Source organism: Isoptericola maris (genome assembly GCF_048065335.1).
Classification (GTDB): Bacteria; Actinomycetota; Actinomycetes; order Actinomycetales; family Cellulomonadaceae; genus Isoptericola; species Isoptericola rhizosphaerae.
The window spans coordinates 20,113-40,547 of sequence record NZ_JBLUNY010000004.1 but is presented as its reverse complement, the minus strand read 5'-3'; the positions used below and the strand labels follow the sequence as shown (position 1 = coordinate 40,547).

Annotated in this window: 22 protein-coding genes; 8 read left to right on the top strand and 14 right to left on the bottom strand. The window is 72.3% G+C overall.

Translation table 11 applies throughout. The features are described 5' to 3' along the window. Nucleotides 1-228: 228 nt before the first annotated feature. The 4 genes from ACH5HR_RS08105 to ACH5HR_RS08090 form a co-directional block, all read right to left on the bottom strand. Nucleotides 229-444: a hypothetical protein gene (locus tag ACH5HR_RS08105; protein ID WP_402375924.1), complete on the bottom strand. Its 216-nt coding sequence runs from the start codon at nt 442-444 to the stop codon at nt 229-231. Continuing rightward, nucleotides 441-1,250, bottom strand: a complete 810-nt coding sequence (locus tag ACH5HR_RS08100; protein WP_402375922.1) for a GNAT family N-acetyltransferase — start codon at nt 1,248-1,250, stop codon at nt 441-443. The genes ACH5HR_RS08105 and ACH5HR_RS08100 overlap by 4 nt, the downstream gene beginning before the upstream one ends. 63 nt (nt 1,251-1,313) lie before the next feature. Continuing rightward, a complete protein-coding gene (locus ACH5HR_RS08095; protein ID WP_416477278.1) occupies nt 1,314-1,901 on the bottom strand; it encodes a hypothetical protein in 588 nt (195 codons plus the stop codon). A gap of 507 nt (nt 1,902-2,408) precedes the next feature. Beyond that, nucleotides 2,409-3,086, bottom strand: a complete 678-nt coding sequence (locus ACH5HR_RS08090) for a TetR/AcrR family transcriptional regulator (RefSeq protein WP_416477276.1) — start codon at nt 3,084-3,086, stop codon at nt 2,409-2,411. A 148-nt stretch (nt 3,087-3,234) separates the two neighbouring features. On the opposite strand from ACH5HR_RS08090, the gene ACH5HR_RS08085 reads away from it, so the two are divergent. Beyond that, a complete protein-coding gene (locus ACH5HR_RS08085; protein WP_416477274.1) occupies nt 3,235-3,699 on the top strand; it encodes a hypothetical protein in 465 nt (154 codons plus the stop codon). 183 nt (nt 3,700-3,882) lie between these two features. Here the strand turns inward: ACH5HR_RS08085 and ACH5HR_RS08080 are convergent, their stop codons facing one another. Genes ACH5HR_RS08080 through ACH5HR_RS08050 form a run of 7 tightly spaced genes read right to left on the bottom strand, consistent with a single transcriptional unit; the run spans nt 3,883 to nt 9,661 of the window. Continuing rightward, on the bottom strand, nt 3,883-4,404 hold the full coding sequence (locus ACH5HR_RS08080; RefSeq protein WP_416477273.1) for a P-loop nucleotide/nucleoside kinase family protein: 522 nt from the start codon (nt 4,402-4,404) through the stop codon (nt 3,883-3,885). Further along, the gene (locus ACH5HR_RS08075; protein ID WP_416477271.1) at nt 4,401-4,721 is read right to left on the bottom strand and encodes a HigA family addiction module antitoxin; all 321 of its coding nucleotides are present in this window, start codon (nt 4,719-4,721) and stop codon (nt 4,401-4,403) included. Before ACH5HR_RS08075 ends, ACH5HR_RS08080 begins: the two co-directional genes overlap by 4 nt. Next, nucleotides 4,696-4,977, bottom strand: a complete 282-nt coding sequence (locus tag ACH5HR_RS08070; RefSeq protein WP_416477269.1) for a type II toxin-antitoxin system RelE/ParE family toxin — start codon at nt 4,975-4,977, stop codon at nt 4,696-4,698. The genes ACH5HR_RS08075 and ACH5HR_RS08070 overlap by 26 nt, the downstream gene beginning before the upstream one ends. A 33-nt stretch (nt 4,978-5,010) precedes the next feature. Further along, nucleotides 5,011-6,096: a redox-regulated ATPase YchF gene (gene ychF / locus ACH5HR_RS08065; protein WP_416477267.1), complete on the bottom strand. Its 1,086-nt coding sequence runs from the start codon at nt 6,094-6,096 to the stop codon at nt 5,011-5,013. A 51-nt stretch (nt 6,097-6,147) separates the two neighbouring features. Further along, nucleotides 6,148-7,203, bottom strand: coding sequence for a GNAT family N-acetyltransferase (locus ACH5HR_RS08060; protein WP_416477266.1), 1,056 nt, complete (start codon nt 7,201-7,203; stop codon nt 6,148-6,150). A 59-nt stretch (nt 7,204-7,262) separates the two neighbouring features. Continuing rightward, complete coding sequence (locus ACH5HR_RS08055) at nt 7,263-8,885, bottom strand: hypothetical protein (protein WP_416477264.1); 1,623 nt, start codon at nt 8,883-8,885, stop codon at nt 7,263-7,265. Beyond that, nucleotides 8,855-9,661, bottom strand: coding sequence for an ABC transporter ATP-binding protein (locus ACH5HR_RS08050; protein WP_416477262.1), 807 nt, complete (start codon nt 9,659-9,661; stop codon nt 8,855-8,857). Before ACH5HR_RS08050 ends, ACH5HR_RS08055 begins: the two co-directional genes overlap by 31 nt. 94 nt (nt 9,662-9,755) lie before the next feature. Between ACH5HR_RS08050 and ACH5HR_RS08045 the strand changes: the two genes are divergently transcribed. Together ACH5HR_RS08045 and ACH5HR_RS08040 are read left to right on the top strand one after the other, a co-directional pair. Next, nucleotides 9,756-11,339 (top strand): DNA recombination protein RmuC, encoded by a 1,584-nt coding sequence (locus ACH5HR_RS08045; protein ID WP_416477261.1) that lies wholly within the window; start codon nt 9,756-9,758, stop codon nt 11,337-11,339. A gap of 41 nt (nt 11,340-11,380) precedes the next feature. Beyond that, nucleotides 11,381-13,156 (top strand): SLC13 family permease, encoded by a 1,776-nt coding sequence (locus ACH5HR_RS08040; protein WP_416477259.1) that lies wholly within the window; start codon nt 11,381-11,383, stop codon nt 13,154-13,156. A 3-nt stretch (nt 13,157-13,159) separates the two neighbouring features. Here ACH5HR_RS08040 and ACH5HR_RS08035 read toward each other — a convergent pair whose 3' ends face one another. Then, entirely contained in the window at nt 13,160-14,200 is a 1,041-nt protein-coding gene (locus tag ACH5HR_RS08035) for a 4-hydroxy-3-methylbut-2-enyl diphosphate reductase (protein ID WP_416477258.1), read from the bottom strand. Between the two features lie 97 nt (nt 14,201-14,297). Between ACH5HR_RS08035 and xseA the strand changes: the two genes are divergently transcribed. Then, nucleotides 14,298-15,563, top strand: a complete 1,266-nt coding sequence (gene xseA / locus ACH5HR_RS08030; protein WP_416477257.1) for an exodeoxyribonuclease VII large subunit — start codon at nt 14,298-14,300, stop codon at nt 15,561-15,563. A 16-nt stretch (nt 15,564-15,579) separates the two neighbouring features. Here the strand turns inward: xseA and ACH5HR_RS08025 are convergent, their stop codons facing one another. Further along, a complete protein-coding gene (locus ACH5HR_RS08025) occupies nt 15,580-16,242 on the bottom strand; it encodes a helix-turn-helix transcriptional regulator (protein ID WP_416477255.1) in 663 nt (220 codons plus the stop codon). Here ACH5HR_RS08025 and ACH5HR_RS08020 point away from each other — a divergent pair. Continuing rightward, nucleotides 16,228-16,797 (top strand): hypothetical protein, encoded by a 570-nt coding sequence (locus tag ACH5HR_RS08020; protein ID WP_416477254.1) that lies wholly within the window; start codon nt 16,228-16,230, stop codon nt 16,795-16,797. The genes ACH5HR_RS08025 and ACH5HR_RS08020 overlap by 15 nt on opposite strands. A gap of 32 nt (nt 16,798-16,829) precedes the next feature. On the opposite strand, the gene ACH5HR_RS08015 is transcribed toward ACH5HR_RS08020, so the two are convergent. Continuing rightward, nucleotides 16,830-18,461 (bottom strand): ABC-F family ATP-binding cassette domain-containing protein, encoded by a 1,632-nt coding sequence (locus ACH5HR_RS08015; protein ID WP_416477253.1) that lies wholly within the window; start codon nt 18,459-18,461, stop codon nt 16,830-16,832. A gap of 131 nt (nt 18,462-18,592) precedes the next feature. Between ACH5HR_RS08015 and ACH5HR_RS08010 the strand changes: the two genes are divergently transcribed. The 3 genes from ACH5HR_RS08010 to ACH5HR_RS08000 are packed head-to-tail and all read left to right on the top strand — an operon-like array spanning nt 18,593 to nt 20,402. Continuing rightward, complete coding sequence (locus tag ACH5HR_RS08010) at nt 18,593-18,841, top strand: exodeoxyribonuclease VII small subunit (RefSeq protein ID WP_402372123.1); 249 nt, start codon at nt 18,593-18,595, stop codon at nt 18,839-18,841. After that, nucleotides 18,841-19,764, top strand: a complete 924-nt coding sequence (locus ACH5HR_RS08005; protein ID WP_416477251.1) for a carbohydrate kinase family protein — start codon at nt 18,841-18,843, stop codon at nt 19,762-19,764. Before ACH5HR_RS08010 ends, ACH5HR_RS08005 begins: the two co-directional genes overlap by 1 nt. Continuing rightward, nucleotides 19,761-20,402 carry a carbonic anhydrase gene (locus tag ACH5HR_RS08000; protein ID WP_402372126.1) on the top strand — a complete coding sequence of 214 codons (642 nt, stop codon included), beginning with the start codon at nt 19,761-19,763 and terminating at the stop codon, nt 20,400-20,402. Before ACH5HR_RS08005 ends, ACH5HR_RS08000 begins: the two co-directional genes overlap by 4 nt. The last annotated feature ends 33 nt before the right edge of the window (nt 20,403-20,435 follow it).

The window sequence follows — 20,435 nt, the reverse complement described above, 5'->3', positions numbered from 1 at the left end:
GTGGTGTTCGCCACACCGTACCCAGCAGAGAGTGATGCTATTCACCCTCTCGACACTTTCCGAGTTGATCGTTATGGATCTGAGACTGCCTAGAAGCACAACGCACGATTTCGCCGGTCGCACCGGAACACAAGCGAAACAAGGTGACCCTGTTCCATCACATCAACACCAGTATGGCGGTGTTATGGAAGGGGCACGAAAGGGAATCGACCCCGAATTCCCGCACCATCAGGGGCGATGGCCTCGCTTCTCGTTGCCGCGGCGGTAGTTCCCGGTGGCCCGCGCGAGGAGCTCCTGGTCCTGGGCGTCGTCCCGGCCCAGGAGCGAGACCAGCCGGGCCGCCTTCGCCCCGGAAACCACGACCACCAGCCGGCCGCCCCTGCTGACGAGGACCCGGCCGTCCTTCGTGACCCGGTAGTCGAACGGGTCGTCCTGCAGGCTCATCGGTCCGCCTCTGCGTGGCGCCGCCAGCGGTACGGCGTCGTCGTGGACACCTTCACCATGCCCGCCCGCTCCAGGATCGGCCGGGAGTGCTCGGTCGAGTCGCTGTGCATCAGCGGCTTGCCCGCCGCGAGCGCCGACCGGGCGCGGGCAGCGGTCAGGGCCCGGTAGATGCCGCGTCCACGCCACCCCGGGCGCGTCGAACCGCCCCAGACTCCCGCGAACTCGGTGCCGGCGACGGGCTCGAGCCGCCCCGCGCTCACGATCTCGTCGCCCGCCTCCGCGATCCAGATCTCCATGGCAGGGTCGACCGCCTGCCTGCGCAGGATCGCGTCGGCGTTCCCGGCCGACGGCGGGTCCCCGAACACCTCGTCCGCCATCGCCTGCATCGCGCGGACGTCCGCCTCGGCGTCGATCCTGCGCAGCGTCACGCCGTCGGGCGGCACGACGTCGACGGCCGCGAGCTCCTCGGTCCGGCCGACCATGATCGACTCGGTCCCGTCCGGGACGAACCCGGCACCGGTCAGCGCCTCGTGCAGCCCGGGTGCGTGGTCGTGTCCACGCGTCTTCCACTCGACCCGGACGATCTCCTCGTCACCGCGGTAGTGCTCCACCGCGGACGCGACGAGCTCGCGCACGCCCGCCGCGTCGGCGCCACCGAGATCCGGGTAGGTCACGAACCCGCGGCCACCGGGGAACGTGACGAGCCGCAGCGGGCCGAGACGGTCCACTCGCGACGCCGACGGGGTCTCGGCGTCCGTGCGGAGCTGGTCGTCATAGGCGGCGAGCAGCGGAGCGAGACCGGTCATGCCCGTGACGTTGCCACCCGGTCGCGGTGAGAGCAACGCATTTCCGCGGGTCGTCGGATCCGCCTACGAGAGCGGAGCCCTGAGGTCCTCGTCCGACCACAGGGCCGCCGCCGCGTGCCCGAGCAGCAGCTTCGGGTAGTAGGTCCACGCGAACCACGGGGCCCGGGCGGACGGGCCGAGCGCGGCGTCGAGCGCGAGACCTCCGACCGTGAGGGCCACGCCCAGCGGCCGCCGACGGGCCGGGAAGCGCCGGATGACCGCCGTCGACCCCATGAGGTAGGCGTAGTGGGCCGCGGCCCAGGTGACGCCGGGGACCCGGCGGCCGATCCCCCGGTCGATCCAGGCGACGACGGCCGGGTGCACGTGCAGCGCGGCGAACGTCAGGTGGTCCGCCTCGCCCTGGCCCGGACGCTCGTACCAGCGTGCGCACGCCCGGGTGTTGTTGACGTAGGCACCACCGCTGAGGTCGACGGCGAGCAGGCAGGCCGCGACGGCACCTGCCCGGCCGGCATCGTTCCTCCGGGCGACGAGCGGTGCCACCACCGCACCGGCCACCGTCGTGGCGACGGTCAGGGCGTGGTCGACGGGCGTCGCCTCCGGCCCGACGAGCTCGGCCCAGAAGCGCCGCACCTCGCCGCGTCCGAGACTCACGCTGCCACCGTGGCACGGGGCGCGACCAGGGGCAACGGCGGGCTCCCCCGGCGTGGCGGGTGCGGTACCGGCCGGGTCCGCACCGGAACGCGATATCGACGAGCGGTATCTCGCCGTCGTCACCGGAATGGACTCTCGCTATCGGCCGGGCGCATTGGCGCGCTGCCATTCATGACAGCTGTCGAGATGGTGCAGCCGACATGTCGACGACATGATCGTCGTGCGAATGGTGATTGCTGTGCGGCAATTCCGCTCGGTGGACGAGAGGGGGTCCATCAGGCCAGCGCCCCTGCGAGGAACGAGCGCACGGACGTCGTGACCTCGTCGAGCGCGGACTCGAGGAGGAATTGGCCGCCCGGGTACAGCTCGACTCGTGCCTCGGGCAGGTCGCGGGTGAATGCGCGCGACCGCCGGACCGAAGATCTCGCGGCCTCGCGGTCATAGACCCGATGTCCGTCGACGATGGTGAAACGATGGTGGACTGCAGGCGTGCTCCATGGCCACGCCTCAGGCGCCGTCGGCGGGCCGCGGCAGCATGCCGTCGACGAGCGCACGGACACCTGCGGCGTAGGTGTCCCGTGCCGCGATGTGCGGCCAGCGCGTCCCGATCTCCGCCAGGCGCGGCAGCAGCCGCGGGTCGCGTGACGCGAACCCTGGGTAACGGGCCCGCTCTTCGCGCGTGGTCGTCCGGGACCGCGCGCGGATCAGCACCTCGCCGACGCAGTGCGACCACAGGGCTCGAAACAGGTCCACGGCCTGCTCGCTCGAACATCCCGCCTCCACGGCGGCGGCCAGCACGACCTCGACGAGGCGCACCGAGGCGTCGTCGAGCCGACCGAGGAACCCGTCGACGGCGAGCACGTCCGCCGCCCACGGCCGGCTCGCGAGCGCGTCCCGCATGGCGACCGCGGCCACGACGACGCGCTCGCGCGGCGCCCGCGGCAGATCCGGCAGGGGCACCTGCTGCAGGAAGTCGTCCAGCACCAGGACCAGGAGGTCCTCCCGGTCACGGACGTGGCGGTAGAGCGTCGAGGGACCGACGCCCATCGCCGTCGCGAGACGCCGGAGGGTCAGCCGTTCCGCACCCTCGTCCTCGATGAGCCGGCGCGCGGCAGCGACGATCTCCGCGCGCGACGTCGTGGACGGACGGCCGCGACGACGGGTCTCGGGCTGCGCACGTGACATCGGCCCATCATCTCCCGACGCTCTCGGTACGAGCCGTCGCCCCGCCTGCTCCTGCTGCCCTCCGGGTAAGGCGTTGCGCACCGGCGGCGTCTTCCTTTATTTTGAGAACATGTTCACAAAACAGCCGAGCGCTACGCAGGAGGAACTCATGACCACACCGCCCCCGTCCCGCGCAGCCCTGTGGTGGAGCGCCCTCGGGCTCGCGACGACCCTCGTCGTCGCGCTCGTGACGATCCTCGACGCGACCGGTGACGGACTTCTCGCCGCCCATCTGCGCTCCGCCTACCCCGGGTACACCGGGGCCCAGGTCGCGACGGCCGTCGACCTCTCCGCGAGCATCCTCGTGTCGGTCGCGGTGCTCGGCGCGCTGGTCTGGACGACGACCATCGCCCTGATAGCGACTCGTCGCCGTGGGGCGGGCGTGCTCGCCCTCGTCGCGCTGGTCCTGGGCGTGACCGTCTCGCTGACCGTGATACTCATCCGGGACACCTCGGGCGAGCTCGGCTTCGCCCTGCCGATCAGCAGCACGCTCCTGCTCCCCTGCGCCGCCGGTGCCGTCGTGGCCCCGCTGCTCCTGCGCCGGCGCGGGCGCCCCGCACCGTCCGAGCGGTGAACGGCAGAGGAACCTCACGGCCCCACATACCCCACTTCCCGCTGCACCGTCCGGCCAACGCGCTTCACGTGCTGCTCAGGTGGGGTCGCATGCGAGATGTGCGGCGGCCACGGTTCCGTCGCCACGGCCGTGGGCGGGAGGTCGATGGCTCGGCGCGGACCTCACCCCCTCCGTATCGTGCGCTCATTTCGTGCTGAGGCGCGCGGCAAGTGCGTCTGCGATCTCGTCCGCAGTCCGCGCTGCCGTGTCGAACTCCACGACCTCATCGGACCATGCGGCGTCGTCAGCGCGCCGGCGCTCAACGTCCGTCCAGGTCGGCTCACCGACGAAGACGAGACCGCGATCCCTGCCGCTGAGCCTTCGCTCATGCTCCCGCGCATCGGAGATCATGAGGTACACGAACTCGATGTGTGCACCGGTTCGCGTGGCCGCAGTCCGCCAGGTCTGCCGAGCCTCTTCACTGTCGTTGACAGCATCGACGACGACATCGTGACCGAGCCGCAGATTCTGCTCCGCCATCGCACGCGCCGCCTCATACGCAGCGACGCCAACCTGCCACCCTGACGGCAGACCGCAGGCAAGGATCGACTCCTCGACCGCATCGATGGAAAGATGGACCGACCCCGTGCGCGCAGCGACGATCTCGGCGACGCTCGTCTTACCAACCCCGGGCAGACCGGAGACCACGACGAGGCGACCGGTCACGCGACGACTAGCGGTGTGATTGCAGCGACCTTCTCGCGCAGAGCGCGCCGCTCGAGCCGCAGCTCGTAGTGTGACTGCAGATTCATCCAGAGCTCCTCGGACGTTCCGAAGTAGCGCGCCAGTCGGATCGCAGTGTCTGCCGTGATCCCGCGCTTGCCATGAACAATCTCGTTGATCCGCCGCGGGGGCACGCCGATGGACACAGCCAGCTTGTGCTGCGTGATACCGAGGGCCTCGATGAAATCCTCCATCAGGATCTCTCCCGGGTGGATCGGCTCGATCAGGTCGCCCTCAGTGGTAGTCGACGAGTTCGACATTGTCCGCACCTCCATCTCTCCAGACGAAGCAGAGACGCCATTGCCCGTTCACACGGATGCTGTGCTGCCCGCGTCGGTCGCCGACCAGACGCTCCAGGCGGTTGCTGGGCGGGACCATGAGGTCCTCGACATCCTTCGCTGCATGGATCAACTCGAGCTTCCGTAAGGTCGCCCGCTGCACCGACCGGTCAACGCGCTTGACGTACTGCTCATGCCAGATGCGCTCGGTGTCCTTGCTGCCGAACGATCTGATCACGAGACCAGTGCATAACGGGCGCCATCATTAACGCTAGACGTTAAACCGGAACTCCACCACGTCGCCGTCGACCATCACGTAGTCCTTGCCCTCGATGCGGGCCTTGCCGGCCGCCTTGGCGGCCTGGACCGAGCCGTGCTCGACCAGGTCCTCGAACGAGACGATCTCCGCCTTGATGAAGCCTCGCTCGAAGTCGGTGTGGATGACGCCGGCGGCCTGCGGGGCAGTCCAGCCCTTGCGGATGGTCCAGGCCCGGGCCTCCTTGGGGCCGGCCGTGAGGTACGTCTGCAGGCCCAGGGTGTCGAACCCGACGTGGGCGAGCTGGTCGAGGCCGGCCTCCGTCTGCCCCGACTCCGCGAGCATCTCGGCCGCCTCGTCGGGCTCCAGCTCGACGAGCTCCGCCTCGAACTTCGCGTCCAGGAAGATCGCGTGAGCCGGCGCCACGAGCTCGCGCATGCGGTCCTGCATCGCGGTGTCGGCGAGCCCGGCGTCGTCGGTGTTGAAGACGTAGATGAACGGCTTGGCCGTCATGAGCTGCAGCGAGGCGATCTCGGCGAGGTCGAGACCGGCGGTCTTCGCGCCCTGGAACAGGGTGGTGCCCGCCTCGAGGATCTCCTGCGCCTGCTTCGCCGCGGCGAACAGGACCGGGTCGCCCTTCTTGATCTTGACCTCCTTCTCCATCCTCGGCAGCGCCTTCTCCAGGGTCTGGAGGTCGGCGAGGATGAGCTCGGTGGAGATCGTCTCGATGTCGCCGGCGGCGTCCTGCGAGCCCTCGACCCGCACCACGTCGCCGTCGTCGAAGGCGCGCGTCACCTGGCAGATCGCGTCGGCCTCACGGATGTTCGCGAGGAACTTGTTGCCGAGCCCCTCCCCCTCGGAGGCGCCCTTGACGATGCCCGCGATGTCGACGAACGACACCGTCGCGGGCAGGATGCGGTCGGACCCGAAGATCTCGGCGAGCTTGCCGAGCCTCTCGTCCGGCAGGGGCACCACTCCCACGTTGGGCTCGATCGTCGCGAACGGATAGTTCGCCGCGAGCACGGTGTTGCGGGTCAGGGCGTTGAAGAGGGTGGACTTGCCGACGTTGGGCAGGCCGACGATGCCGATAGTGAGTGCCACGTCGGCCCAGTCTACGCATCGTCCGCACCGCGACCGGTCAGGTCCGGGGCCTCAAGCCTCGACCGTGATGTCCCGGTGCCAGGACTCGGTGATGTACGCCGTGTGCCAGCCCAGCTTGGTGTAGAGCGCCTCGGCCCCGGTGGGGCTGTCCGCGTCGACCTCCAGACCCACCCGGCGACGGCCACGGGCGGCCGCGTCGGCGATGACGGCGTACAGCAGCGCGGTCGCCACTCCTCGGCCCCGCGCCTCGGCCAGCGCACCGATGTAGTCGATGTAGGTCCCTCTGCTGCCGGACGCGTCCGGCTTGGACTCCGATCCCACCAGGGCACCGGCGGGCACCGGCTGCGCCTCGGGGGCGGAGGGGTCGTCCGTGAACGCCAGCCACCAGTGGTCCCAGCGGTGCCCCGGGTCCTCGCGCAGGCGCTGCACGAACTCCGTGAAGTACTCCTGGTAAGAGTTGAAGTGGTCGGTGAACGCCGTCTCCAGGACCTGGTAGACGGCGTTGACGTCCTCGGCGACCGGGATGCCGTTGTCGTGCTGCGAGACGCGGCGCACGGTGACACCGTCCTTGGGCGCGGGGAACGCTCCGGGCTCCCCCTCGTGGGCCTCCACCGGTCGCGTCATGTGCCACCAGGTGCGCGCGCGGCGGAAGCCGGCCGCGGTCAACCAGCCGCGCACGACGTCGTCGCCGGCGAAAGCCCCGGCGTCGAGCTGCGTGGCCTCCAGGCCGCGGACCTGGGCGAGCTCCCGGCCGACGTCCGCCAGCCACGCGTAGCACCAGGCGGCCACCCGCTCCTGGACTTCGGTCGCCACGGTGCGGTCCACCTCGATCCCGATGACCGCGCGGCCCGCCGCCCGGTCGTGGGCGTGCGCCCAGGCACGGACGATGCCGTCGGCGTCACGCACCACGACGTGCCGACGCGTCCAGGACGCCTGGCCGGCGATCTCGTTCTCGACGGCCTGCACGTAGGCCTCCGTCGACCCGGTGTGCGGAGCGGCCTGCCGGGCGCGGAGCTCGCTCAGCCGTGGAGCGTCCGCGAGGCCGGGAGCCACCGCCGTCCAGTCGTCGGGAAGAGTCGCTGCCGGTCGGTCACTCGCAGAATTCACGCCGACCAGTGTGTCAGGTCCGTGCGACACGCCCGGGTGCGTGGGCACCGCGGGACAGGTCAGCGGAAGGCTGTGACCTGCGCCAACAGGTCCGGCAGGCGTCGTTCGTAGACCCGCGCGCCCCAGCGGGTGCCGGCGGCGAGCGCCCCCGCCGCCGTGGCGGTCCCGACGGCGAGCGCGGCCCAGCCGAACCCGGTCGCCCCACCCAGCAGGGCGACCAGGGCCAGCACGAGCGTCGGCAGCACGAGCGCGAGCACCACCAGGAACGCCACCGACTGCGCCACCAGGGTCGCGACGGTGGCGCCCTGCGGCGTCTTGAAGGCGCTCTCCCCCGGCTTCGGCACGGGGTACACGAGCCGCGCCGAGACGGCGCTCGACGTCCCGAGCGAGGCGCCCAGCACGCCGAGCGACAGGCCCAGCAGCGCCGGCAGGACGTCCCACCTCGCGGCGGCGCCCGCGGCCGCGACGGCCATCGCCGCCACCAGCGGCACGCCCACGACCAGGACCGGCAGCACCCTGCCCCACCGGTCCGCCCGACCCGGCACGCCCGTGGCCACGTGCAGCGCGAACGCCGTGTGGTCGTACCCCACGTCGTTGGAGATCCCGAAGCCCAGGATGAAGGCGACCAACGGCGCCACGACGAGCAGCATCCCGACACCCGCACCGGACGACAGACCGAACGCCGCGAGCGCGACCGGCAGCAGCGGTATCACCGCGAGCGAGACGGCGTAGCGAGGGTCGCGCAACCAGTACGTGGCGCACCGCGCGGCGACGGCGCCCGTGGGTGTCGCGGGGAACCGGCCGAACCAGCCCAGGCCGCGCACCTTCCCGCCGGCGCCGCTGTGCGGCGGGCTCACCAGGGCGCGGGCGAGTGCACGGTCCCAGACCCACCAGGCGACGCCCAGGGTGACGACGACGACGGCGAGACGGGCCAGCAGCAGCCCCCACGCGCCGTCGTGCACGGCCCCGGCGAAAGCCCAGGGCGCCCCGAAGGGGGTCCACGCGACCACGTCGGCCACCTGGGCCAGCGCGTCGAACACGGCCGGCTCGGGGCCGGACGCGGTGACCGTGACGCCCTCCGGACCGGCGGACCGCTCGGCTCCCGAGGTCAGCCAGGCGATGCCCGGACCGACCAGCAGGAGCGGGACGATCGCCACGACCATGAGGATCTCGCGGTACCGGCGGGAGTCGAGCAGCGGGGCGAGCGCCGTCGTCGTGGCCCGCGAACCGACCACGCACAGCGCGAGTGCGGCGACGGCGCCGACGAGCGCCGCGAGCAGCGCGAGCGGGTCGCTCGCCCATGCGAACGAGGTGCCGAGCGCGGCGAGCAGCGTCACCGCCGCCGGGACGGACACCACGCTCGCCACCGCGAGCCCGGCGAGCAGCTGGCGACGCGGGATGGCGAACGTGACGAACCGCATCGGGTCCAGCGTGGCGTCCACCCCGAACGCGAACAGCGGCACGACCCACCACCCGAGCACGACGACGGCACCCACCACGGTCAGGAGCTGCCCGGTGAGCACCGGGTCGTTCCGGCCGCCGGCGATCGCGACCGTCACGAGGAGACCGACGACGAACAGCCCGTAGAGCAGGGCGAAGCAGAGCCCGATGGTCTGCCACACGCTGCGCCGCAACGTGTTGACGAGGAGCCTCAGCTTGAGTCGGACGAGGTGCGCAACCACGCCAGGCCCTCCGTCCCTCGCCGACCGCCCACCAGGTCGACGAACCGGTCCTCCAGCGTCTGCTCGCCGCGCACGGCGTCCACCGTGCCCGCGTCGAGCACGTGCCCGCCGGCGATGATCGCGACGTGCGAGCACATCCGCTGGACGAGGTCCATGACGTGGCTGGACACGACGACCGTGCCTCCGCCGCCGACGTACGAGTGCAGGATGTCGCGGATGTTGGCGGCACTGACGGGATCGACGGCCTCGAACGGCTCGTCCAGCACGAGGACGCGCGGGGCATGGATCATCGCGCTCGCCAGCGCCACCTTCTTGGTCATGCCGGCCGAGTAGTCGACCACGAAGGTGTCGCGGTCCGCGGCGAGGTCCATCGCCGCCAGGAGCTCCTCGGTGCGTTCCGCCACCGTGGGCCGGTCGAGACCGCGCAGCAGGCCGGCGTAGGTGAGCAGCTGGGCGCCGGTCAGGCGGTCGAACAGGCGCACGCCGTCGGGCAGGATCCCGAGCCGGGCCTTGGCCTCGTCGGGGTGCGCCCACAGGTCGGTGCCGAGCACGTGCGCGGTGCCGAAGTCAGGGCGCAGCAGCCCCGTCGCCATGGACAGGCTGGTCGTCTTGCCGGCACCGTTCGGGCCCACCAGCCCGAAGAACGAACCGGCCGGCACGTCCAGGTCGATCCCCGCGACGGCGATCTTGTCGTCGAACTTCTTCCACAGGCCGCGCAGGCTGAGCGCTGCGGCCGGGTCGGGACCCCGGTGCGTGGGGTCGGGAGGCGCTGTCACGGGACCACCGTAGCCGTCCCGGCGGCGCCGGATCCGCCCGTCTCCCCGAGCGCCTCCCCCACCGGTGTCGGTGCCGCGTGGCAGCCTGAAGCACATGGAGACGACGACCGCTCTGCTGCTCTCGCTCGGCACCCTCGGCGTGGGGGTGCTCGTCGGCTGGCTCTGGCACGCCCTGCGCGCGACCGGCCAGGACCGGTCCGGGGAGATGGAGTCCGTACGCCTGCAGAGCGACCTCGCCGGGGCACGACGCGAGACCGCGACCCTGCGTGACCAGCTCCAGCAGGCCGGCCAGGAGGCCGAGCGCCGGCTCGTGGACGCACGCGAGCAGCACGCCCGGGAGCTGGCGGCGGCCCGTGACCAGGCGGACAAGCAGCTCGCCCAGGTCCGCCAGGACGCCGAACGGCAGGTCGCCGAGGTCAAGGGCGACCAGGAGCGCACGGCCCAGCAGTTCCGCTCGCTGGCCGGGGAGGTCCTGCAGTCCAGCAGCAAGCAGTTCCTCGACCTGGCCGAGCAGCGGCTCAAGCAGTCCGCGGTGCGGGGCGACGAGACCCTCGCCAAGCGCGAGCAGGCGTTCGCCGCCCTCGTCGAGCCGATCGGGAAGAGCCTGGAGCAGGTACGCCTCGAGGTCGCCGAGCAGGAGAAGAAGCGCATCGAGTTCGACTCGCGCCTCAGCGAGAACATGCGCAGCCTCGCCGAGGTCAACACCGAGCTGCGCAAGGGCACCAACGACCTCGTCACGGCGCTGCGGTCCTCGCAGGAGCGAGGCGCGTGGGGCGAGCTGCAGCTCCAGCGGGTCGTCGAGGCGGCCGGGATGATCGAGCAGGTCGACTTCGACGTCCAGGTCCAGGCCACCAACGACGACGGCGAGACGCTGCGGCCCGACATGGTGATCAACCTCGCGGGCGGCAAGAACATCGTGGTCGACTCCAAGGTCGCGTTCCTCGGCTACCTCGAGGCTCAGCAGGCCGACGACCCGAAGGTGCGCGCGGAACGCATGGCCGCCCACGTCCGGCACGTGCGCAAGCACGTCGACGACCTCGCGTCCAAGCGGTACTGGGACCTGTTCGACCAGGCTCCCGAGTTCGTCGTGATGTTCGTGCCCGCCGAGGCCTTCCTGTCCGCGGCCCTGGAGCGTGACCCGTCCCTGATGGAGGAGGCGGCGCGCAAGAACGTCATCCTGGCCAGCCCGGCCACCCTGCTGGCCCTCCTGCGCACCGTGGCCTACTCCTGGCGCCAGCAGGCGCTGGCGGACAACGCCCAGCGCGTGCTGAAGGTCGGCAAGGAGCTGCACTCCCGGCTGGTCACGATGACCGGTCACGTGACCAAGATGGGCCGCTCGCTCGAGGCGTCGACGAAGGCGTACAACTCGATGGTCGGCTCGCTCGAGCGGAACGTGCTCACCTCGGCGCGCCGGATGGTCGAGCTCGACGTCGTCGACGCGCGCGACGAGATCTCCGAGGTGCGCGGCCTGGAGGAGACGCCGCGCCCCATCACCAAGCCGGAGCTGCTGGCCGCCGACGAGGGCGGCGTCGTCGCGATCGACTCGGTGAGCGCCGACTCCGCGCTCGAGGCGCTGGTCGAGGCGGACCGCAGGGCGCTCGAGCGGGCGGCCGCGCGCCGCGAGGACCAGGACGGCGCCGCGGACTCTGCGGACGACTCCGACGCGGCTGCGGGCTGACGCCGCCGGGGCAAGTACTCTCGCTCCGTGGAGCGAGAAACGTGAGCGTCGACGCCTGGGTGACGCTGGCAGTGGTGGTGGGAGTGCTCGCGCTGCTGGTGCGAGGCCGCGTCGCGCCCTCGCTGGTGCTGCTCGGTGGGGCCGTCGCCGTACTCGTGCTCGGCGTGGTCACCCCGCAAGAGGCCTTCTCCGGGTTCTCCAACCCGGCCCCCGTCACCGTCGCCGCCCTCTTCGTGCTGGCCGCCGCGGTCGAGAAGACGGGCGCCCTGACACCGGTGATGCAACGCACGCTCGGCGACAACGGCACCTACCGGCGCCCGCTGCTGCGCAGCCTGACCCCGACCATGGCGGCCTCCGCCTTCCTCAACAACACGCCCGTCGTCGCGATGCTGGTGATGCAGGTGTCCGCCTGGGCGGAGCGGCGCGACATCGCCCCGTCGAAGTTCCTCATGCCGATCTCGTTCGCGGCGATCATGGGTGGCCTGCTGACGGTGATCGGCACCTCCACGACCCTGGTCGTCTCGAGCCAGATGACGACGTTCGGCCTCGAACAGCTGGGCTTCTTCGAGATCGCCCAGGTCGGGCTGCCGATCGCCCTGGTCGGCCTGGCCGTGCTCGTGGTGATGGCACCCGTCGTCCTGCCGGACCGACGGTCGGCCCGGGCCGAGGTCGAGGAGGAGGGCCGGCGGTTCTCCTTCGAGATGCAGGTCGTGCCCGGCGGCCCGCTGGACGGGAAGTCCGTCGAGCAGGCACGGCTGCGGCGCCTGGAGGGACTGTTCCTCGCCTCCGTCGACCGCGGCGACACGGTCATCGCGCCGGTCCGGCCCGAGACGGTCCTGCGTGGGGACAACCGTCTGCACTTCGTCGGCCCCGCGAGCCGGGTCGTCGACCTCCAGGACACCCCCGGTCTGCGGTCCACCGAGCTCGCGCACGTCCTGGACCTCGAGGAGCCGGCCGTCCGCTACTTCGAGGCCGTCGTCGGGCAGCGGTCGCCCCTCGTCGGCAAGACGCTCAAGGACGTCGGGTTCCGCTCCGCCTACCAGGCCGCGGTCCTCGCGATCCACCGGTCCGGACAGCTCGTCGCGAACCGGCTGGGCACGGAGCGCATCCGGCTGGGCGACACCCTCATCATCGTCAGCGACCCCGGGTTCCGGGACCGCTGGCGCGACCGGCCCGACTTCCTCCTCGTGGCCGAGCTCGACGGGAGCCCGCCCGTGGCGACGTCACGCGCCTGGGTCCCCGTGACGCTGCTGGCAGCCGTGGTCGTCCTGGCCGCCACGGGCCTCGTGCCGATCCTCGACGGAGCGCTGGTCGCCGCCGCCGTGCTCCTCGCCGCCAAGGTCCTCACCGTGACCGAGGCGCGCCGGGCGATCGACTTCGACGTGATCCTCGTCATCGCCTCGGCGTTCGGCCTGGCGGCCGCCATGGAGAGCTCCGGCCTGGCCGAGATCATCGCGGGCGGACTCGTGGAGGTGGCCGGCGCTCTCGGCCCCTACGGCGTGCTGCTCGGCCTCGTGCTCGCCACGATCGTGCTCACCGAGCTCATCACGAACAACGCCGCCGCCCTGCTCATGCTGCCGATCGCCGTCAACGCGGCCGCCGCGGGCGGCGTCGACCCGCGCGGAGCGGCCGTCGCCGTGGCGGTGGCCGCCTCGGCGTCGTTCCTGTCCCCCATCGGCTACCAGACCAACATGATGGTCTACGGCCCGGGCGGCTACCAGTTCACCGACTACGCGCGCCTCGGCTGGATGCTCACCCTGCTCGTGATCGTGGCGACCGTCGCGCTGGTGCCGGTGTTCTGGCCCGCCGTCGGCTGAGGCTCAGACCGGCTGGATCGGCAGCTCACGCCGCTTCTGCGGGCGCGGGCGGTCGTCCGAGGCGCCGGACTCCTTGAGCCCGGCCCGCAGCTCACGCGGCAGCGAGAACATCAGGTCCTCCGTCGCGGTGCGGACCTCCTGCACCTCTCCGTACCCGTGGTCCGCGAGCTTGCGCAGGACGTCGTCGACGAGGATCTCCGGCACCGAGGCGCCCGACGTCACGCCCACCGTGGTGACGCCCTCGAACCAGGCGTCGTCGATCTCCGTCGCCCGGTCCACCCGGTACGACGTGCGGGCACCGGCCTGCAGGGCGACCTCGACCAGCCGGACCGAGTTCGAGGAGTTCGCCGAGCCGACCACGATCACCAGATCGCACTCGGGGGCGAGCTTCTTCACCGCGACCTGACGGTTCTGGGTCGCGTAGCAGATGTCGTCGCTCGGCGGGTCCTGCATCTCGGGGAACTTCTCGCGCAGGCGCCGGACCGTCTCCATCGTCTCGTCGACGGACAGCGTGGTCTGCGAGATCCAGACGACCTTCTCGGGGTCGCGCACCACGACCTTGTCGACCTCGTCGGGCGAGTTGACGACCTGGACGTGGTCGGGCGCCTCACCGGCGGTGCCCTCGACCTCCTCGTGACCGTCGTGGCCGATCAGCAGGATGTCGTAGTCGTCCTTGGCGAACCGCACGGCCTCCTTGTGCACCTTGGTCACCAGAGGGCAGGTCGCGTCGATCGTGTCCAGGCTGCGGGCCGCCGCGGACTCGCGCACCGCGGGCGAGACGCCGTGGGCCGAGAAGACGAGCCGCGCACCCTCGGGCACCTCGTCCGTCTCCTCGACGAAGATCGCCCCCCGGTCGCGCAGCGTGTCGACGACGTGCTTGTTGTGCACGATCTCCTTGCGCACGTAGACGGGCGCGCCGTAGGCGTCGAGCGCCTTCTCGACGGCGACCACGGCGCGGTCCACGCCGGCGCAGTAGCCACGCGGCGCAGCGAGCAGGACACGCTTGGTGGTGGTGGGTGCGGGGGCCGGAGCAGTCGTCGTCACCCGACCAGTCTAGGAGGCCGGGTGTGGAGAGCCTGTGACGGCCCGCGAACGGCCTGCCGCACGTCCGCTGTGGGTGGTGTGCGGCATCCTGGGACGCGTGACCGACGCCAGCCCCGGACCCGCCTCCCCCCTGCCGCTGCCCGAGCGCGCCGCGGAGACCACCGCCGAGCGCCCGTGGCCCGTCCGCCTGCTGTCGACCAAGATCCGCGACTACGTCGCCCGGATGTCCCCGGTGTGGGTCGAGGGACAGGTCGTCGAGCACACGTACCGCCGGACCTCCGGGATGCAGTTCGTCACGCTGCGCGACACCGACGTCGAGGCGTCGCTGCCCGTGAACATGCTCACCCGCGCCTACGACGGTCTCGACCGCAAGCCCGACGTCGGCGACCACGTCGTGGTGCAGGCGAAGCCGGAGTTCTGGGTCAAGACCGGCCGGATGTCCCTGCGTGCCACGGCCATCCGGCAGGTCGGTGTCGGCGAGCTCCTCGCCCGCATCGAGCAGCTGCGCAAGGTGCTCGCGGCGGAGGGGCTCTTCGACGCCGACCGGAAGCGCCCGCTGCCGTTCCTGCCCGCGGTGGTCGGGCTCGTCTGCGGCCGGGAGTCCAAGGCGGAGCACGACGTCGTGGTCAACGCCCGGGCGCGGTGGCCACAGGTGCGCTTCGAGATCCGCGAGGTCGCGGTGCAGGGTGTCAACGCCGTGCGCGAGGTGTGCGAGGCGATCACCGAGCTGGACGCCCGCCCCGAGGTCGACGTGATCGTCGTCGCGCGCGGTGGCGGCTCCGTCGAGGACCTGCTGCCCTTCAGCAACGAGACGCTCGTGCGGGCCGCCGCCGCCTGCACCACTCCCCTGGTCAGCGCCATCGGGCACGAGACCGACACCCCGCTGGTCGAGCTGGTGGCCGACTACCGCGCCTCGACCCCGACGGACGCCGCCAAACGGATCGTCCCGGACGTCACCGAGGAGCGCCAGCGCGTCGTCCAGGCCCGCCAGCGGATCCGCGGTGCCGTCACGGCGCTGCTGGCCCGCGAGCAGCACGGGCTCGACTCCGTCCGGTCACGACCGGTGCTCGCCCGCCCCCAGACGATGGTCGAGGCCCGGGAGACGGAGATCGCCCAGCACCTGCGCCACGCGCGGCACCGTCTCGACGCCGCCCTGCTCAGGGGAGCCGGTGAGATCGGCCGTCTCGCCGGCCAGGTGCGGGCGCTGTCGCCCGCCTCCACCCTCGACCGGGGCTACGCCGTCGTCCAGCGCGGCGACGGTGCGGTGGTCCGTGCCGCGGCGGAGGTGGCCACCGGCGACCCGGTGCACGTCCGGCTCTCGGCCGGCTCCCTCGACGCGACGGTCACCGCCACCGCACCCTGACGGACGCGGGCTCCGCTCAGCCGGACGCGGTGCGCGCGGCGCGCCGCATCCGGGCGGCCAGCCGCGCGAAGGCGTCGGCGAGCTCCCGGCCCTCGATCACCTCCACGTCGGCGTCCAGCTGCGTGATCCACAGCGCGAGCCGGTCCGGGTCGTCGGAGCCCACGTCGACGCGGCACCTCCCCGGACCGACCGGCTCCACGTCGGCCGCCGCCCCGAGCGCCGCCTCGACCACCTCGGCCGGGGCGTGGACCTCGATGCGTGCGCGGTAGCGCCACGTCGCCCGCCGTACCCGCCCGGCGACGTGCTCGGCCACGCTGCCCTCCGGGAGCGGACGCGGCGTGAACCGCGCACCGGTCGGCGCTCGCGGCACCACCCGGTCGGCACGGAAGACGCGCCAGTCGTCCCGGTCGAGGTCCCAGGCGAACAGGTACCAGCGCGACCCCCAGCTCACGAGCCGGTACGGCTCCACGTGACGCGTGGACTCGGCGCCCGCATGCGACCGGTAGGCGAACCGGAGTCGTTCACGACCGCGGATCGCCGCGGCGACAGCGCTGAGCGCCCCCAGGTCGAGCGACGGGTCGGGACCGGGGACCGGTTCGCCGCGCACGGCACCGACATCGGCGCCGGCGTCGCCGGCCGGCTCGCCGCGCTGCACCCCGAGCGCGTGATCGGGACGCACGTCGGCAGCGACGGCAGGTCGCTCGGGATGGTCGGCGACCAGTTCCCCTGCCCCGACGGGCTGACCGAGGACGAGCTCGCACAGATCGAGGCCGTGCGCACGCAGGAGGCGGCCGAGCAGGGCTACTTCGCGATGCAGAACCACCGCCCGGACACGATCGGTGCCGCCCTCGTCGACTCGCCCGTCGGCCAGCTCGCGTGGATCGCCGAGAAGTTCCGCACCTGGGCCAACCCCGCCCACCGCACACCGGACGAGGCGGTCGACCGCGACCAGCTCCTCGCGAACGTCTCCCTGTACTGGTTCACGCGCAGCGGCGCCTCGAGCGCGCAGCTCTACTACGAGGCGTCCCACTCCGAGCTCGACTGGCTCATGGCCGCCGACGTGCCCTCCGCCTGGTCGGTGTTCGACACCCACCCGTTGATGGCCAAGGTGTTCAACGCGTGGGGGACCGTCGACCGGTGGGTCGAGCACACCGCCGGCGGGCACTTCCCCGCCATGGAGGTCCCCGAGCTGCTCGCCGACGACCTGCGCGCCTTCTTCGCCGACGTCGGTTGACCCCCGGGACGAGGGCAGGCTGGGCAGGGCGGTCAGCGCGCGCGGACCACCCGGCCCTCGTCCCAGACGGGCTCCGCCGACTCCCGGACCGTGCCGTCCTGGCCGAACACGAGGAACCGGTCGAAGCCGCGGGCGAACCACCGGTCGTGCGTCACGGCGAGCACCGTGCCGTCGAACGCCTCGAGACCCTCCTGCAGCGCCTCGGCGCTCTCCAGGTCGAGGTTGTCGGTCGGTTCGTCGAGCAGCAGCGCGGTGCAGCCCGCGAGCTCGAGCAGCAGGATCTGGAAGCGGGCCTGCTGCCCGCCGGAGAGCCGGTCGAAGGGCCGCTCGGCCGCCGTCGTGAGCTCGTAGCGGCGCAGCGCCGCCATGGCCTTGCCTCGATCCTGCGCATGGTCCTCCCAGAGGATGTCGCGCAGCGTGCGCCCCGCCAGCTCGGGATGCGCGTGGGTCTGGGCGAAGTGGCCCGGCACCACACGTGCCCCGAGGCGCGCCGAGCCGGTGTGCGCCACGTCGCCACCCGCGAGCAGCTGCAGGAAGTGCGACTTGCCCGAACCGTTGGACCCGAGCACCGCGACCCGCTCGCCGTAGAAGACCTCGAGGTCGAACGGCTCCATCAGACCGACGAGCTCGAGCGCCTCGCACATGACCGCGCGGGTGCCCGTGCGGCCACCCCGCAGACGCATGCGGATGTCCTGCTCGCGCGGCGGCTCCGGCGGCGGCCCGGCCTCGGTGAACTTGCGCAGCCGCGTCTGCGCCGCCCGGTAGCGCGAGGCCATGTCCGGGCTGTTCGCCGCCTGCTGGCGCAGCGCGAGCACCAGCTTCTTCAGCTGCGCGTGCTTCTCGTCCCACCGCCGGCGCAGCTCCTCGAACCGCGCGAACCGTTCGCGCCGTGCCTGGTGGAAGGTCGCGAAGCCCGCACCGTGGACCCACGCGTCCGACCCCGCCGGCCCGGGCTCGAGCGCCACGATCCGGTCGGCGGAGCGCGCGAGCAGCTCACGGTCGTGAGACACGAACAGGACCGTCTTGCGGGTCGCGCGGAGCTGGTCCTCCAGCCAGCGCTTGCCCGGGACGTCGAGGTAGTTGTCGGGCTCGTCCAGGAGCAGGACCTCGTCGGGGCCGCGCAGCAGCGCCTCGAGCACCAGCCGCTTCTGCTCACCGCCCGAGAGCGTGCGCACCTCGCGCCACTGGGCGCGCTCGAACTCCACGCCGAGCGCCGCCGTCGTGCACACGTCCCAGAGCGTCTCCGCCTCGTAGCCCTGGACCTCCGCCCAGTCCGCGAGCGCCTGCGCGTACCGCATCTGCGCGGGAACCCCGTCGGTGCTGTCGTCGAGCTCCATCACCTCCTGCTCCGCCGCCTCGACCGCGCGCGCGGCGTCGCGGATCCGCGGTGGCGCGACGCCGGCCAGGAGCTGGCGCACGGTGGTGTCGTCGCGCACCGAACCCACGAACTGCGGCATGATCCCCAGCCCGCCGCTCACGGTCACGGTGCCGGCGTCGGGCAGCAGCTCGCCGGTGACCAGACGCAGCAGCGTCGTCTTGCCCGCACCGTTCGGGCCGACGAGCGCCGTCGCGCTGCCCTCCCCCACGCGGAAGGAGACGTCGTCGAGCAGCGCGCGACCGTCCGGCAGCACGTACTCGACGTGCGCTACCTCGAGATGACCCATGGGTCGATGGTGCGCCGTCGGGGCCGCCCGGGGCAACGGGATATGCGAGCCGAGCGGGCCGGAGCGCGGCACGGCGTCCTGACGGACGGACAGACGGGCGGCATGTCGGTGCGGTGCGGTTAACTGTCCCCGTGACCGACGCAGAACCCGCCCCGCAGGCCGACGTCCCTGACGTCGGGACGCTCACGTACGAACAGGCTCGCGACGAGCTCGTCCAGGTCGTCGCGCGGCTCGAGGCCGGTGGCGAACCGCTCGAGGCCTCCCTCGCCCTGTGGGAGCGCGGCGAGGCGCTCGCGGCCCGCTGCCAGGAGTGGCTCGACGGCGCCCGCGAGCGGCTGGCCGCCGCCCAGGCGACGGCCAGCCCCGCCGGGGACGACTGATGGCGCGGCACGTCCTCGCCGTGGGCGAGGCGCTGGTGGACGTGGTGCACCGGGCGGACGGTTCCAGCGCCGAGCACCCCGGCGGCTCTCTCGCCAACGTGGCCCTGACCCTGGGCCGGCTCGGCCGGGACTCGCGGCTGGCGACGTGGCTCGGCCGGGACGACCGCGGGGACGCGGTGCGGGCCTGGCTGGCGGAGTCGTCCGTGACGACGACGGCGGGCAGCGACCGCGCGCCGCGGACCTCGGTCGCGCAGGCCACGCTCGACGCGGGCGGCTCGGCGACGTACGAGTTCGACCTCGAGTGGCAGGTGCCCGACGACGCAGGCGCCACCGCCGACACGCTGGCGGTCCACACCGGGTCGATCGCCGCGGTGCTCGAACCGGGAGCCTCCGACGTCCGCGCCCTCGTCGAGGCCGCGCGGACGACGTCGACGATCACCTACGACCCCAACGCCCGTCCCGTCCTCATGGGCGAGCCCGCGGTCGCACGGACGCACGTGGAGGCGCTCGTCCGGCTGGCCGACGTCGTGAAGGTCAGCGACGAGGACCTCGAGTGGCTGGCCGCCGGGACCGCCCCGCTGGACGTCGCGCGCGCCTGGGTGCACGATCTCGGCGCGGCCATGGTGGTCGTGACCTTCGGCGGCGAGGGCGCGACGGCGGTGACGACGTCGGGCGAGGTCCACGTCCCGTCCCGGTCGGTCCAGGTTGTCGACACCGTCGGCGCGGGCGACTCCTTCATGGGTGCGCTGCTCGACGGCCTGTGGTCGGCCGAGCTGCTCGGCGCAGACCGGCGCGACGCGCTGCGCGCGATCGACCACCACACCGTCCAGACCCTGCTGGCACGCTGTGTCGCGGTCGCCGCGGTGACAGTCTCCCGGGCGGGTGCGAACCCGCCGTGGTCCCACGAGCTGGAGGACGCATGACCCCCACCGAGGCATGGACCGCGCTGCGGTCCGGCAACGCACGATTCGTCACCGACTCCCCCGCCGAGCGGTCCCAGATGTCGCTGCGGCGCGCCGAGCTCACGTCGGCGCAGTACCCCCACACGGTGATGTTCGGGTGCTCGGACTCCCGGGTCGCGGCAGAGATCATCTTCGACCAGGGCCTGGGCGACCTCTTCGTGGTCCGCACGGCCGGGCACGTCGTCGACACCACGGTGATCGGCTCGATCGAGTACGGCACCGAGCTGCTCGGGACACCGCTGGTGGTGGTGCTCGGGCACGACTCGTGCGGCGCGGTGAAGGCCACGGCGGACACCCTGATGACCGGGGAGCAGCCGCCCGGCTTCGTCCGGGCCGTGGTGGACAAGGTCATCCCGTCGATCGCCGGGATGACGAGCCGCTGGGACGAGGTCTCCCACGACGGCGTGCCGCTGGAGGATCACCTGCGCACCGAGCACGTGCGGCACACCGTCAGGCTGCTGCGCGGGTACTCGGCCGCGCTGGACGCCGCGGTCACCGCGGGTCGGGTGGCGATCGTGGGGGTCGAGTACGACCTCGCCGAGGGATCGGCCCGGCTCGTGGCCGTGGACGGCGAGGTCGGCGAGGAACCGTTGGCGTGACACCTTTCACACGCTGACCGCGCCGCGGGTGCG